This is a genomic window from Curtobacterium sp. SL109, assembly GCF_026672405.1.
Lineage (GTDB): Bacteria > Actinomycetota > Actinomycetes > Actinomycetales > Microbacteriaceae > Curtobacterium.
The window spans coordinates 569,080-583,233 of the sequence record NZ_JAPPRB010000002.1 but is presented as its reverse complement, the minus strand read 5'-3'; the positions used below and the strand labels follow the sequence as shown (position 1 = coordinate 583,233).

The following is a 14,154-nucleotide window of genomic DNA, read 5'->3' as shown; positions in this document are numbered from 1 at the left end:
GACCCGTAGGACTACAGACATGACGGCCACCGCGTTCTGCCTCCACGCCCTCGGGTCGAGTTCCGAGGAGTTCGCGACGCTCCGCGCCCGTCTCGCCGGCACCCTGGACCTGATCGGCATCGACCTGCCCGGCTTCGGCCGGAGCTCCGCCGTCACCGGCACGACGGTCGAGGAGATGGCCGAGCTCGTCGAGCGGGCGGTCGGCCGCAGCGGAGCCACCGAGTGGGTGCTCATCGGGCACTCCATGGGCGGCAAGGTCGCCTCGGTCGTGGCGTCACGGACGGTCAACGGCGCGAACGGCCTGTTCGGGTTGCGCGCCGTGGTGCTGCTGGCCGCGTCCCCGCTCTCCCCCGAGCCCATGGACGACGACCGCCGCGCGACCATGCTCGGCTGGGCCGCCGACGGCGAGATCGGCCCGGACGAGGCTGACACCTTCGTCGAGGCGAACACCGACTCCCGGCTGCCCCCGGAACCGCACGCCATGGCCGTGCACGACGTCCAGCGCGCCGACCCCCGAGCCTGGACCGACTGGCTCGTCCGCGGCAGCCGCGAGGACTGGTCCACGCAGTTCCCGCCGAACCCGGTGCCGGCACTGATCCTGGCGGGTGTCGGCGACGGCGACCTCGGCCCGGACGCCCAGCGCGAGCTGAACCTCCCGCACTGGACCGCCGGCGAGTTCGACGTCGTCCCCGGGGCCGCGCACCTGCTGCCGTGGGAACGCCCGGACGAGGTCGCCGACCGCATCCGCGCCTTCTGGGAACGCCGTGTCGCTCCTGGCCCCGTCGTCCCGGCGAGCAGCGTCCGCGTCCTCGCCTCGCCCCGGGTCAGCGCCCGGACGCGCGGCATCCTCGCCGTCCGGTCCCTGGCCGACGACCCGAGCGCAGCACCGAAGGCCCTGTCGAGGGCGCAGCTCGAGACGCTCCGGGCGCTCGCCCGCGTCGTCGTCCCGCAGCCCGGCGACCACTCGATCGACCTCGCGCTCCGCGTCGACGCCCAGCTCGCGGCCGGACTCGGCGACGGCTGGCGTCCGGACGGCCTTCCGGTGGACGTCGAGGCCTACCGCGCCGGACTCGACGCCCTCGCGCCCGAGGCCGCCCGGTCGGACGAGCACCTCGCCACGGTGCTCGACGCCGTCACCGCCGGCGAGCACACCCCAGCCGCAGGCCCCTTCGACGCCGAGCAGCTCCGTGCCTGGGCCGAGGACGCCGCGGTCGACCTGGCGAAGCACTGGGTCACGCACCCGGCCACGATGGCCGACATCGACTACGACGGCTTCGCCAACGGTGGCGACGGCGTCCGCAAACAGGGCTTCCTGCTCCTCGGAGCCGGGCAGCGCGAAGCATGGGAACCGGCGGGAGCCACACGATGAACCTGACCAACCAGCGCCGGTACGACGAGGACGACATCGTCGACGTGGTGGTCGTCGGCACCGGGGCCGGCGGCGCTCCGCTGCTCGCGACCCTGGCCCGCAAGGGCCTCCGTGTCGTCGCGCTCGAGGCCGGCCCGAACACCGAGCCCGGCGACCACACCCCGGACGAGGTCGAGGCGCCCGCGGACATCAACTGGATGGACGAGCGCATCAGCGGCGGCAGCGCACCCACGGCGTTCGGCCCGAACAACAGCGGCACCGGTGTCGGCGGGTCGACGCTGCACTGGGGTGCGTTCACCCCGCGGCCCAACGAGCACGACATCCACCTGCGCACCGACTCGGGCGAGGGCGAGGACTGGCCGATCGAGCACACCGACCTGGTCCGGTACATCGAGCAGGCCGAACACGACGTCGGCGTCGCCGGTCCCGCGCACTACCCGTGGGACCCCGAGCGGCGGTACCTGATGGGACCGCCGGCGCGGAACGCCTCCTCGGACATGATGATCCGCGGGGCCGCCGAGGTCGGGATCACCGCGACGGACGCCCCCGTCGGGCTCACGACCGAGGACCGGATGCAGGAGCACCACGGACTGCGTCAGGCGTGCGTGTCGTGCGGGTCCTGCCACCAGGGCTGCCGCAACGGTGCGAAGGTCTCGATGGACACGACCTACCTGCCCGCGGCCGTGGCCTTCGGCGCCGAGATCCGTCCCGGTGCGTTCGTGCACGGCATCGAGCTCGACGCCCGCGGCGAGGTCGAGGCCGTCGTCTACCGCCAGGACGGCCGCGACCACCGCCAGCGGTGCCGTGCCCTCGTCCTCGCTGCCGGCGGGATCGAGACGCCGCGCCTGCTGCTCCACACCGGGCTCGCGAACAGCAGCGGCCAGGTCGGGCGGAACTTCACCGCGCACGGCGCCACCCAGGTCTGGGCGAAGTTCGACGAGTCGATGCGGTCCTACCGCGGTTACCCGTCGTCGATCATCACCGAGGACTTCATCCGTCCCGAGGGCGCCGACTTCGCCGGTGGCTACCTCATCCAGAGCCTCGGTGCCCAGCCCCAGACGCTGACGACGTCGCTCGTGCGGGGTGGCGGACTCCGCGGCGCAGCCCTCGTCCGGGCGATCCAGGACTACCCGTACATGGCCGGCGTCGGCATCAACGCCGAGTGCCTGCCGTACGACGACAACCGGCTCGTGCTCTCCGACGAACTCGACGCGAACGGGGTGCCGAAGGCCCGCGTCAGCTTCTCGCCCGGCGAGAACGAGGCCGCGATCACCCGGCACGCCGTCCGCACGATGACGGCGATCGTCGAGGCCGCCGGCGGCCGCGACGTCCGCGTCCTCGACCGCACGGCGCACACCGTCGGCACGGCGCGGATGGGCACCGACGCCGCGAGCTCCGTCGTGGACGCTGCCGGTCGGTCGTGGGACGTGCCGAACCTGTGGATCGTGGACAACTCGGTCTTCCCGAGCTCCCTCATCGCGAACCCGGCGCTGACGATCATGGCGCTCTCGCTCCGCACGGCGGACCGCATGCTCCGCGACGACGTCCGCGCCGACCGGGACGAGGCACTGCTCACTGCCGTGTGACGGCCGACCGGTGCAGACTGGTCCGCGTGGACGTCATCGTCGTGGGGGCCGGGATCGCCGGCATCGCCACTGCCCGTGCCCTGGCGCTGAACGGCGTCGAGGTCGTCGTGCTCGAGGCCCGCGACCGGATCGGCGGCCGCACCTGGACGGATGACGCCCTCGGGGTGCCGGTCGACCTCGGTGCGTCGTGGATCCTCGGTGTCGACGGCAACCCGCTCTGGTCGATGGCGAAGTCCCTCGACATCGAGACCGTCGAGTTCTCCGTCGGGAGCTTCCAGTTCGAGGGCCGCCCCATCGCGTGGCACGACCCCGCCGGCGCACGGCTGACCGAGGTGCCCGCCGGGGCCTTCCTGGCCGACCTGCACACCGTCGAGGACCTCCTGCCGGCAGCGGTGGACGCCGCCCCCGCCGGTACCACCTACGCCGACGTGGTCGCCCGCGTCGTCGCCGACCTCGGCTGGGGCGACGCCCGTGCCCTCCGCGTCGAGGAGTACCTCGCGCACCGGTCCGAGGACTTCACCGGCGCACCCCCTGCGGAGATCGACGCCCACGGGCTCGACCCCGACCACCTGCCCGGGGACCAGGTGGTGTTCCCCAGCGGGTACCAGCAGTACGTCACCGCGTTGTCCGACGGCCTCGACATCCGCACCGAGGCCGTCGTGACCCTCGTCGAGCAGCGCGACGACGAGGTCCGGGTGACCACCGCGGACGGCTCGGTCTCCAGCGCCCAGCACGTGGTCGTGACCGTGCCGCTCGGCGTCCTGCAGGCCGGCGACGTCCGGTTCGACCCGCCCCTCGAGGCCCCGGCCGCCGATGCCGTCGAGCGGCTCGGGATGGGCGTGTACGACAAGGTCTTCCTGCGCTTCCCCGTCAAGTTCTGGGACTCGTGGGTGATCCGGCAGCAGGGTGCAGCGGGGTCCGACTGGCACTCCTGGTACGACATGTCCCGCGCGACGGGTGAGCCCGTGCTCGCGGCCCTCGTCGGCGGCGACAGCGCCAGGCGGCTCGAACGCCTGTCCGACGACGAGGTCGTGGCCGAGGGCCTCGCTGCGCTCCGGCACATGTACGGCCCCGACGTGCCGACCCCCGACGCCGTCCGGATCACCCGGTGGGCGGCCGACCCCTACACGCGCGGGTCGTACTCGTACCTGCACGTCGGTGCGACGGTCGACGACCACGACCGGCTCGCCACGCCCTCCGGACGGGTGCAGCTCGCCGGCGAGGCCACGTGGTCGGACGACCCCGCGACGGTGCACGGTGCCCTGCTGTCCGGACTCCGAGCGGCGAACCGGATCCTCGACGTCGAGGTCTCGGTCGACGACCTGCTCAGCCCGGTCGCCTGACCCGTCCGGCCCCGGTCACGCCGGTGCGAGCCCGACCCGCGCCGTCTCCCAGGAGAGCCCGGCAGCGAGGCTGGCTGCCGCCGTCGTCCAGTTGTGTCCGCCCCCCGGGACCACCCACGAGTCCACGCGCATGCCGGCAGCCTGCGCGGCCCGCGCCATCACGGGCATGACCGGGCCGAAGACGCGGTCGTCCTGGCCGACGGCGAAGAAGGCGTCGGACGACCGGTACGGCGTGTGCTCGGCGAGGACCGCAGCCGGCACGGCCGCGCGGTAGGCGGCGACGTCCCCGTCGAACCCCTCGGCCACCGTCGTCGCGACGGTTCCCCGGCTCGGTGCAGCCTCACCGGACACGTCGATGAGGTTGCCGAACCGTCCGGGATCCCCCGCGCCGATCTGGATCGCACAGGTACCACCCTGCGAGAAGCCACCGATCGTCCACTCCGACGGCCCGGACTGCACCCGCAGGTGGGCGGTGACCCACGCGGGGACGTCGTCCTCCAGGTACGTCCGGCTGTTGCCGAGCGGTCCGTCGACGCACAGCGGGTTGCCGGAGTCCGGCCCGAGCTGGTCGGGCACGACGACGATCGGTGCCAGGCCACGATGGGTCATGGCGAGGGCGTCCGCCGTCGCGGCGATGTGCCCGCCGTCCTCCACGTCCGTGGGACCTGCTCCGCGCGACTGCCCCGAGAGCAGCACGGCGACCGGCAGGTCCGGCGGGTCGGCGGTGAGCGCGGCGGGCGGCAGGTAGAGCAGAGCCCGTCGGGCGGGGAAGTGCGACCGGACTCCGGGGATGTCCACGTGCAGCAGCAGCCCGGCCGTCGGCATGTCAGCGGGCGCCGTCCAGGTGCGTGCGAGGTCCTCCGAGGCCGGTGCGGGCGTCCCCGACGGTGCCTCGGCCGCCGGGATGCCGGTCGTGGCCCTGTCCTGCGCGGAGCCGGTGCCCGACCGGGGAGACGACGGGGCAGACGACCGCGGGGACGGCCGCGAGGCCACCGGGTCCCGCGGCGACGACTGCGCCGTGGGGAGGCGGGCGGCCACGGGCTCTCCGGACCGGACCCACCAGGTCGCTGAGACGCCCAGGTTGACCACGGTGAGGACGACCAACACCGTGACGATCACCAGGCCGGGTCCGGGACGTTCGCTGCTCCGCATGAGCACCAGAGCGTACGAACACGCGCCGGGAACCGACCGCCCGGAACAGCCCGATCGCTGAGGGTCCTCCGTGTCCACGCGCAGCCCACGCCCGGGATCCGTCCAGGTGCCGGCAGCGCCCCAGCGGACCTCAGGCGGTCACGAGCGGCGCGGCGACCTCGAGCTCCCCGTGCTCGACGAGCCAGCGGACCGCCTCCTCGACGGTCTCCCCCGCGGTGTGCTGCGGCTCGTAACCGAGCAGGCGCCGCGCCTTGTCGATGCTGAAGACCTGGCTGCGGGACAGGTGGTCCCAGCTCGCCTGCGCCGCGTCCTGGTCGGTGGTCTCACGGAACCGGTCGAACGGGACGGACTCGAGCCGGGCCTCCTGGCCGAACCACGACGCCGCGAGCGACGCGTACCCACGGACGTTCAGCGCGTCCGGGGCGACCACGGTGAAGTCCTCGCCGGCGGCGGCGTCCCGGTGCTCGACCGCGAGCTGGAAGGCCTGGGCGACGTCGTCGGCGTGCACGTGCGCCATCGTCTCCGCGCCGATCCCCGGGATCGCGAGCGACTCGCCGGCGGACAGCGTGCGCAGCACGCCGGGGTCGAGGTTGCCCACCGGACCGATCGGCATCCAGCCCGGTCCACTGATGTGCCCAGGGTGGAGCGACGTCGTCACGACACCCCCATCGGCAGTTTCCTGCTTGAGCATCCGGGCGATGCGGTCCTTCTCGACGCCGTACTCACCGACGGGGGCCGTGCCGTTCTCCTCGGTGATCGGCACCACCGAGCTCGGCCCCGCACGCCAGATGGAGCCGCAGTGGACCAGGTGCACGCCGGTGCCGCGCAGCCGCTCGACCAGCGCGACGGCGGACTCGAGCGTGAAGCAGACCAGATCGACGACCACGTCGGGACGCAGTCCGACGACCCGCTCGCCGAAGGTGCCGTCGCGGTCCTCCTGCTCGCGGTCGGCGACGACCTGTTCGACCTGCTCCCACTCCGGGGCGTCGACGTAGGCCGATCGCGTCCCCCGACTGACGTTCACGACGTCGTGTCCGGCGCGGACCAGCCGCGGGACGAGGAAGGTGCCGATGTGTCCGGTGCCGCCGATGACGACCACGCGCTGAGGGCTCATGCGGCCACCGTAGGCCGCGGCGGTCGGGGCGGTGCCCGGGAATGCGAGAAGGCCCCGATCTCTCGATCGGGGCCTTCGTCCTGCCTGGTGCGCGAGGGGGGACTTGAACCCCCACGCCGTTTCCAGCACACGGACCTGAACCGTGCGCGTCTACCAATTCCGCCACTCGCGCCAGCCATGGAAGACTACCACGCACAGAATGCCCCAGCTGACGCCGACTACCATGCAGAGGTCATCGACCGAGAACGTGGGAGCCCATGGGACTGCTGGACAGCTTCGAGCGGGGACTGGAACGCGCCGTCAACGGTGCGTTCGCGAAGACCTTCCGCTCCGGCGTGCAGCCGGTGGAGATCTCCAGCGCGCTCCGACGCGAACTCGACACCAAGGCCGCCGTCGTGTCGCGCGACCGCATCCTGGTGCCGAACGAGTTCAGCGTGCGCCTCGCGCCGCCGGACTTCACGCGCATGAACGACGTCGGCCGTCCCCTGGTCGACGAACTCACGCAGATGGTGCAGCAGCACGCGGTGGCGCAGAACTACTCGTTCTCCGGCCCGGTCACCATCCGTCTGCAGCAGGACGGCACGCTGTCCACCGGCATCCTGCAGATCGACGCCACCACCGTGCAGCGCGACGTCGCCTGGGTGGCCGTCCTCGACATCGGGTCGCAGCGGCACAAGCTGCAGCGCGGCCGCACCGTGATCGGCCGCGGCACCGACGCCGACATCACCGTCGCGGACACCGGGACCAGCCGGAAGCACGTCGAGGTCGTGTGGGACGGCAAGCACGCGCAGGCCAACGACCTCGGGTCCACGAACGGCTCCAAGCTGAACGGCGAACGGTTCCAGCAGGCGATCGTGGAGCCGGACTCCACCATCGAGATCGGTCGTACCCGTATGGTGTTCCGGGTGATCCCTGAGAACGGAGGTGCGCGATGACCACAGGACTGACCCTGCTCGTCCTGCGTTTCGCGTTCCTCGCGGTGCTCTGGCTGTTCGTCTTCGTCATCGTGTTCGCCCTGCGCAGCGACCTCTTCGGCCAGCGCGTCCGGACCATCCCCACGGACCCGAAGGGCGCCCCCTCGGGCCCGACGACGCCGACCATCCCAGCGAGCGGCGCTGCCGCGGCCGGCGGGGCCGGCTCGTTCACGGAGCTGATCGACCAGAACCGAGCGGGAGGCAGCGGGCCGGCCGCCACGGACGTCGCGACCCGACTGGTCATCACCGAGGGCGCCCGTGAAGGCATGGAGATGCCGCTCGGCCGCGGCCCGATCACGGTCGGCCGCTCCAGCGAGAGCAACGTCGTCATCCGCGACGACTACACCTCCACCAACCACGCACGGCTCGAACTGCAGTCGTCCGGCTGGGTCGTCATCGACCTGGAGTCCACGAACGGCACGTTCGTCAACGGGCAGAAGGTGACCTCCCCCGTCACCGTGGCCGAGCGCACGCCGATCACCATCGGGACGACCACGTTCGAGCTGCGGCGGTAGCCCCGGATGACCGCTCGCACGCTGAGCGCCGCTGTGTCCCACGTCGGGCGCATCCGCGCCAACAACCAGGACTCCGGCTACGCGGGAGCGCACCTGTTCGCCGTGGCGGACGGCATGGGCGGTCACGCCGGCGGCGACGTCGCCTCAGCGATCGCGATCCGTCGCATCCGTGAGGTCGACCGCGAGTTCCCCTCCGCGCACGACGCCGAGTTCGCCCTGCAGTCGGCGCTGATCGCCGCGAACCAGCTCATCACCGAGACCGTGTTCGAGCACCAGGAGCTCACCGGCATGGGCACCACGGTGAGCGCCATGATCCGCGTGGGCGACCAGCTCGCGATCGCGCACATCGGCGACTCCCGGATCTACCGCCACCGCGACGGCGAGCTGCAGCAGATCACCTCGGACCACACCTTCGTGCAACGGCTCGTCGACAGCGGGCGCATCACCCCGGAAGAGGCGGCGGTCCACCCGCGGCGCTCCGTGCTGATGCGCGTGCTCGGCGACGTCGACGCCGCACCGGAGGTCGACACCGCGATCATGGACATCCGACCCGGCGACCGCTGGTTGCTCTGCTCGGACGGGCTGTCCTCCTACCTCGCCGAGGAACGCATCCGGCACGCGCTGGCGTCGAACATGGACGCCAACCAGGTCACGCAGCGACTCGTCAAGGAGACGCTCGACCACGGCGCCCCGGACAACGTGACCGTCGTCGTGATGGACGTCACCGACACGGTCCCGACCGAGGACGACGACGACGCCGCCACCACCGTGGGGTCGGCGGCGGCACCCCTCACCTTCGAGGCCTCGACCGGCCGCAAGCCGATCCGCCTCCCCACCATCCTGCTGCACCCGCTCAAGGTCACCACCGCCCCCGAGGACTCGCACTTCGAGCCCGAGAGCGACCAGTACTTCGCCGAGCTCATCGCCGAGGACCGCCGCCGCCGTGTGCGTCGCCGGATCACCTGGACGATCGCGCTCGTGCTCGCCGTCGCCGCCCTCGTCGGCGCCGTGTTCCTCGGCTGGCGCATCGTGCAGGACCACTACTACGTCGGGTCCGACCGCGGTCAGGTCGCGATCTACAAGGGCGTGCAGCAGCAGATCGGTCCGCTCGCGCTGTCCGACGTCTACGAGGACTCCGGCGTCGAGGTCTCCGACCTGCCGGAGTACACCCGCGAGAACGTCCGCTCGACGATCAACGCGCAGTCGCTCTCCGACGCCCGTGACATCGTCGACCGCCTGCGCACCGCTGCACGGACCGGGCAGGACCAGTCCGGCACGGGCGGCTCCGGCGGCTCGTCGTCCCCGAGTCCGAGCCCGACGCGCTCAACGTCGCCCTCGCCGTCCCCGAGTGCCACGCGGGGTGGACGATGACCGCCACCGCGCAGCAGTCCTTCACGCAGGCGATCACGATCAAGCTCCGTGAGCCCGCCCGCGCCCGCAACCTCGAGCTGGCGCTGCTCGTCATCGCCTGCGGCATCTGTGCCGGCGCGATGGTGCTCGTGCAGCTCGGCACCAAGGGCCGACTGTTCGACACCTCGGTGCTGTGGGCCGGCGGGTCGATCCTCGGCCTGGCCCTGGTCATGCACGTGGTGCTGCGGATCGTCGCGAAGAACGCCGACCCCTTCATCCTGCCCGTCGCCCTGGTGCTCAACGGCATCGGGATCGCGGAGATCTACCGCATCGACGTCCACAACGGTGACCTCGGGTGGGCGGCGATCGGCGTCAAGCAGATCGTGTGGACGCTCCTCGCGATGGTCCTGGCGATCGTCACCCTGGTCCTCGTCCGGAACCACCGCTTCCTGCAGCGGTACCGGTACATCTTCATGTTCCTGACGGTGGCGCTGCTGCTCATGCCGATCCTCCCGGGGCTCGGCTACGCACGCGGCGGAGCACGCGTCTGGATCCACCTCGGCCCGTTCACGTTCCAGCCGGGCGAGCTCGCGAAGATCACGATGGCGTTGTTCTTCGCCGGCTACCTCGTCACCGCCAGGGACAGCCTGTCCATCGTCGGCAAGAAGTTCCTCGGGATGACGTTCCCGCGAGCCCGTGACCTCGGCCCGATCCTGATCGTCTGGGGCGTCGCGATGGGCGTGCTGGTGTTCCAGCGCGACCTCGGCACCGCCCTGCTCTACTTCGGCCTGTTCCTCGTCATGATCTACGTCGCCACGGGACGCCTCGGCTGGGTCGTCATCGGCCTCGTGCTGTTCATCGGCGGTGCGCTCGTCGCCGCGAACGTCCTCGAGTACGTGCACGGCCGGTTCGAGCAGTGGCTGAACCCGTTCGACCCGACGATCTACAACGCGTCGACGCAGGCGAGCTACCAGCTGGTCCAGGGCCTCTTCGGCTTCGCGAACGGCGGCATCACGGGCACCGGTCTCGGCCAGGGACGCCCCTACATCACGCCCGTCGCCAACGCGGACTACATCATCGCGTCGCTCGGCGAGGAGCTCGGGCTGATCGGCGTCTTCGCGATCCTCGCCCTGTTCATCGTGCTCGCCTCCCGCGGCATCCGCGTCGGCTTCATGGCGCAGGACGACTTCGGCAAGCTCCTCGGCATCGGGTTCGGGTTCACGATCGCCCTGCAGGTCTTCGTCGTCGTCGGTGGCATCACCCGGATCATCCCGGTGACGGGTCTGACGACGCCCTTCATGGCCGCCGGTGGTTCGTCCCTGGTCGCCAACTGGATCATCGCGGCGATGCTGCTGCGGCTGACCGACTCCATCCCCGCGGAACAGCGCGTGCTCTCCGACCGCGGCGACGCGCTCGGCGGGTCCGCTCGCGGGCGCAGCAGGAAGGCGCGTCGATGAACCGGCAGCTCCGCGGCGTCTCGACGATCGTCGTGCTCATGTTCGTCGCGCTCTTCGTGTCGACGACCTCGATCCAGTTCTTCGCGGCCGACTCGCTCCGAGCCGACTCGCGGAACTCCCGCACGATCCTCGACAGCTACTCGAACAAGCGCGGCGCGATCCTGGTCAACGGCACCCCGATCGCCGAGTCGACGGCCGTGGACGACCAGTACCGGTACCAGCGGAAGTACTCCGACGGCGCGCTCTACTCGGCCGTCACGGGGTACTTCACGATCGGCCAAGGCAACACCGGCATCGAGGGCGCCGAGAACACCGTGCTGTCCGGCAACTCGGACGACTCGTTCTTCCAGAACCTCAACTCGATCCTCACGGGGCAGGACGTCCAGGGCGACAACGTCAACCTGACCATCGACCCCGACGTGCAGCGCGCCGCGTACGACTCCCTCGGCGCGAACAGCGGCGCCGTGGTAGCGATCCAGCCGAAGACCGGCAAGATCCTGGCGATGGTGTCGAAGCCCGAGTACGACCCGAACTCGCTGACGTCCCACGACACCAAGGCCGTCAAGGCGCAGTACGACGCCCTGCTGGCGCAGACGCCGACGCCGCTGCAGAACCGCGCCATCGGCGGCGACCTGTACACGCCCGGATCGGTCTTCAAGCTCATCGTCGCGTCCGCGGCGCTCCAGGGCGGCAAGTACGACCTCGACTCCGAGTTCCCGAACCCGTCGCGCCTGCAGCTGCCGGGCACGAGCAGCTACATCAACAACGCCGAGGGCGGCTCGTGCGGCGGTGGCGACACCGTGAAGCTCCGCGTCGCCATCCAGAACTCGTGCAACATCCCGTTCGCGGAGCTCGGTCAGAAGCTCGGCTACGACACGATCAAGGCGATGGCGGACAAGTACGGCTTCGGCGACGCGATCGACGTCCCGATGCGTGCGACCGCCAGCCAGTACCCCGCCGTGGACTCGACGGCCCAGCTCATGCTGAGCTCGTTCGGCCAGGCCAGCGTCCGCGTCTCCCCGCTGCAGATGGCGATGGTCTCCGCCGGCATCGCGAACGGCGGCACGGTCATGCAGCCGTCGCTCGTCGACTCGATCACGACGAGCGACCTGAAGACCGTGCAGTCGTTCTCGCCGAAGCAGTACAGCAGCCCGCTGTCGAACTCCGAGGCGTCCGACCTGACCGAGGCGATGCAGAGCGTCGTGAAGGCGGGGACCGGAACCAATGCGAAGATCGACGGGGTCGACGTCGCCGGCAAGACCGGAACGGCCGAGGGCGGAACGGGTGACCCCTACACGCTGTGGTTCACCGGGTTCGCTCCCGCGAAGGACCCGGAGGTCGCCGTGGCGGTCGTCGTCGGGAACGGCGGCGGGCGCGGACAGTCCGGTGTCGGCAACACGGTCGCGGCCCCGATCGCGAAGAACGTCATGGAGGCGGTGCTGAACAAATGAGACCCACCAGCGGACTCACCTTCGGTGGGCGGTACCAACTCTCGTCCCGAGTCGCCATCGGCGGCATGGGAGAGGTCTGGCAGGCGACCGACCTCGTCATCGGACGGACCGTCGCCCTCAAGATCCTCAAGGACGAGTACCTCGGCGACCCCGGGTTCCTCGAGCGGTTCCGCGCCGAGGCCCGGCACGCTGCGCTCGTGAACCACGAGGGCATCGCCAACGTCTTCGACTACGGCGAGGAGGACGGCAGCGCCTACCTCGTGATGGAGCTCGTCCCGGGCGAGGCCCTCTCGACGATGATCGAGCGCGAGCACACCCTGCCCGTCGACAAGGTCCTCGACATCGTCGCGCAGACCGCCAACGCCCTGCAGGCCGCGCACGCCGTCGGCCTCGTCCACCGCGACATCAAGCCGGGCAACCTGCTGATCACGCCGGACGGCCGCGTCAAGATCACCGACTTCGGCATCGCCCGCATCGCCGACCAGGTCCCGCTCACCGCGACCGGCCAGGTGATGGGCACGGTCCAGTACCTCTCGCCGGAACAGGCGAGCGGACACCCGGCGTCCCCGTCGACCGACATCTACTCGCTCGGCATCGTCGCGTACGAGTGCCTGGCGGGTCGCCGACCCTTCACGGGCGAGTCGCAGGTCGCGATCGCGATGGCGCACATCAACGAGCAGCCGCCCGCGCTCCCGGGGGACGTCCCGGAGCCGGTCGCCGCCCTCGTGATCTCCTGCATCGCGAAGAAGCCAGCCGACCGTCCGGCGACTGCCGCCAACCTGGCCCGTGCGGCCCAGGCGCTCCGTCGTGGGGACGTCGCCGCAGCGACCGTCGCGGTCCCCGCTCTCGGCGGCGCCGGCACCGTCGCGTTCAACCCGCCTCAGGGCAACGACGCAGCGACGGCGCTCATCGGCACGCAGGCCGGCAGCACCGTCGGCGGTGTCCCGCGGACCCCGGTCTCGCCGCTCGCGGACGAAGACGAGGCCCCGAAGAAGCGCCGGGCGTGGATCTGGTGGGTCGTGGCCATCGGCGTGCTGCTGCTCGCGGGAGCCGTCATCGCCGCGTTCGCCTTCGCCAACCAGGACGAGCCCAAGCCGGTCGCGTCCTCGAGCAGTGCACCGCCGAAGCCGAGCCCGACGCCGTCGTCCTCCCCCACGCAGGAGCGGCTGTTCGTCAACCAGAGCGACTACGTCGGACGCAGCACCACCGAGGCCCAGGCCGCGCTGCGGAACCTCGGCTTCGAGGTCACCGTCGAGGACGGCGACGCCGCGCCGAGTGCCGACCAGGCCAACACCGTGCAGTCGATCACGCCGACCGGGAGCGTCGCTGAGGGCACGCTCATCACGCTGCGCAGCTACACCGCGCCGCCCACGGTGAACAAGCCGAACACCCCGAGCGCCGGTCCGGTGTCGACCGACGGTGCCGTCACCTTCACCTGGACCGACGCCACCTGCCCCACCGGGTACACGGTGAAGGAGTACTCGTGGAGCGTCACCGGGGGCAAGGACAGCTCCGGTGCGACGTCCGGCACCACCACGTCGAAGGCCGTCGACGTGCAGGCCGACGCAGCCGGGCAGAACGTCTCGTTCGTTTACAACGTGACCTGCGGCAACCTCACGGCGTCGGAGAACTCGGACGCCGCCACCGCCACGTGGGAGGCGCCGGTCGAGACCGAGACCCCCTCGCCGACCCCGTCCGGTAACCCCTCCCAGGCGGGCCCGCAGGACTCGAACTGATCCTGCCCGCGGGGCCGTCCACACCGTTCGGGTAACGGTTGCCCGGACGGCCCCCCGGCCAGCCTCTCGTCAGGGACCCCTGTCGTACACTTGCCCGGACGGACATT

At 71.3% G+C, this 14,154-nt stretch carries 11 protein-coding genes and 1 tRNA gene; 9 read left to right on the top strand and 3 right to left on the bottom strand.

From position 1 onward, the window contains the following. Positions 1-19: 19 nt before the first annotated feature. Genes OVA28_RS04170 through OVA28_RS04160 form a run of 3 tightly spaced genes read left to right on the top strand, consistent with a single transcriptional unit; the run spans position 20 to position 4,298 of the window. Positions 20-1,369 (top strand): alpha/beta fold hydrolase, encoded by a 1,350-nt coding sequence (locus tag OVA28_RS04170; protein WP_268095862.1) that lies wholly within the window; start codon positions 20-22, stop codon positions 1,367-1,369. Further along, complete coding sequence (locus tag OVA28_RS04165; RefSeq protein ID WP_268095861.1) at positions 1,366-2,955, top strand: GMC family oxidoreductase; 1,590 nt, start codon at positions 1,366-1,368, stop codon at positions 2,953-2,955. Before OVA28_RS04170 ends, OVA28_RS04165 begins: the two co-directional genes overlap by 4 nt. Beyond that, a complete protein-coding gene (locus tag OVA28_RS04160; protein WP_268095860.1) occupies positions 2,952-4,298 on the top strand; it encodes a flavin monoamine oxidase family protein in 1,347 nt (448 codons plus the stop codon). Before OVA28_RS04165 ends, OVA28_RS04160 begins: the two co-directional genes overlap by 4 nt. 15 nt (positions 4,299-4,313) lie before the next feature. Here the strand turns inward: OVA28_RS04160 and OVA28_RS04155 are convergent, their stop codons facing one another. The 3 genes from OVA28_RS04155 to OVA28_RS04145 form a co-directional block, all read right to left on the bottom strand. Beyond that, entirely contained in the window at positions 4,314-5,450 is a 1,137-nt protein-coding gene (locus tag OVA28_RS04155) for an alpha/beta hydrolase (protein ID WP_268095859.1), read from the bottom strand. Positions 5,451-5,580: 130 nt separating this feature from the next. After that, complete coding sequence (locus tag OVA28_RS04150; protein ID WP_194659605.1) at positions 5,581-6,564, bottom strand: NAD-dependent epimerase/dehydratase family protein; 984 nt, start codon at positions 6,562-6,564, stop codon at positions 5,581-5,583. A gap of 85 nt (positions 6,565-6,649) precedes the next feature. Further along, positions 6,650-6,736, bottom strand: a tRNA-Leu gene (locus OVA28_RS04145). 85 nt (positions 6,737-6,821) lie between these two features. Here OVA28_RS04145 and OVA28_RS04140 point away from each other — a divergent pair. The 6 genes from OVA28_RS04140 to OVA28_RS04115 are packed head-to-tail and all read left to right on the top strand — an operon-like array spanning position 6,822 to position 14,047. After that, the gene (locus OVA28_RS04140) at positions 6,822-7,499 is read left to right on the top strand and encodes an FhaA domain-containing protein (protein ID WP_194626801.1); all 678 of its coding nucleotides are present in this window, start codon (positions 6,822-6,824) and stop codon (positions 7,497-7,499) included. Next, positions 7,496-8,053 (top strand): FHA domain-containing protein FhaB/FipA, encoded by a 558-nt coding sequence (locus OVA28_RS04135; protein WP_194659604.1) that lies wholly within the window; start codon positions 7,496-7,498, stop codon positions 8,051-8,053. Before OVA28_RS04140 ends, OVA28_RS04135 begins: the two co-directional genes overlap by 4 nt. Positions 8,054-8,059: 6 nt before the next feature. Further along, the gene (locus OVA28_RS04130; RefSeq protein ID WP_194659603.1) at positions 8,060-9,424 is read left to right on the top strand and encodes a Stp1/IreP family PP2C-type Ser/Thr phosphatase; all 1,365 of its coding nucleotides are present in this window, start codon (positions 8,060-8,062) and stop codon (positions 9,422-9,424) included. Then, complete coding sequence (locus OVA28_RS04125; protein ID WP_194659602.1) at positions 9,421-10,860, top strand: FtsW/RodA/SpoVE family cell cycle protein; 1,440 nt, start codon at positions 9,421-9,423, stop codon at positions 10,858-10,860. Before OVA28_RS04130 ends, OVA28_RS04125 begins: the two co-directional genes overlap by 4 nt. Next, positions 10,857-12,311 (top strand): peptidoglycan D,D-transpeptidase FtsI family protein, encoded by a 1,455-nt coding sequence (locus OVA28_RS04120; RefSeq protein WP_268095858.1) that lies wholly within the window; start codon positions 10,857-10,859, stop codon positions 12,309-12,311. Before OVA28_RS04125 ends, OVA28_RS04120 begins: the two co-directional genes overlap by 4 nt. Beyond that, on the top strand, positions 12,308-14,047 hold the full coding sequence (locus tag OVA28_RS04115; RefSeq protein ID WP_268095857.1) for a protein kinase domain-containing protein: 1,740 nt from the start codon (positions 12,308-12,310) through the stop codon (positions 14,045-14,047). The genes OVA28_RS04120 and OVA28_RS04115 overlap by 4 nt, the downstream gene beginning before the upstream one ends. The last annotated feature ends 107 nt before the right edge of the window (positions 14,048-14,154 follow it).

What these genes read in the sequence shown, in the direction of transcription:
- OVA28_RS04155 (WP_268095859.1), bottom strand. Translation starts at nt 5,450, where the DNA reads ATGCGGAGCAGCGAACGTCCCGGACCCGGCCTGGTGATCGTCACGGTG.
- OVA28_RS04125 (WP_194659602.1), top strand. Translation starts at nt 9,421, where the DNA reads ATGACCGCCACCGCGCAGCAGTCCTTCACGCAGGCGATCACGATCAAG.
- OVA28_RS04165 (WP_268095861.1), top strand. Translation starts at nt 1,366, where the DNA reads ATGAACCTGACCAACCAGCGCCGGTACGACGAGGACGACATCGTCGAC.
- OVA28_RS04135 (WP_194659604.1), top strand. Translation starts at nt 7,496, where the DNA reads ATGACCACAGGACTGACCCTGCTCGTCCTGCGTTTCGCGTTCCTCGCG.
- OVA28_RS04130 (WP_194659603.1), top strand. Translation starts at nt 8,060, where the DNA reads ATGACCGCTCGCACGCTGAGCGCCGCTGTGTCCCACGTCGGGCGCATC.
- OVA28_RS04120 (WP_268095858.1), top strand. Translation starts at nt 10,857, where the DNA reads ATGAACCGGCAGCTCCGCGGCGTCTCGACGATCGTCGTGCTCATGTTC.
- OVA28_RS04115 (WP_268095857.1), top strand. Translation starts at nt 12,308, where the DNA reads ATGAGACCCACCAGCGGACTCACCTTCGGTGGGCGGTACCAACTCTCG.
- OVA28_RS04150 (WP_194659605.1), bottom strand. Translation starts at nt 6,564, where the DNA reads ATGAGCCCTCAGCGCGTGGTCGTCATCGGCGGCACCGGACACATCGGC.
- OVA28_RS04140 (WP_194626801.1), top strand. Translation starts at nt 6,822, where the DNA reads ATGGGACTGCTGGACAGCTTCGAGCGGGGACTGGAACGCGCCGTCAAC.
- OVA28_RS04170 (WP_268095862.1), top strand. Translation starts at nt 20, where the DNA reads ATGACGGCCACCGCGTTCTGCCTCCACGCCCTCGGGTCGAGTTCCGAG.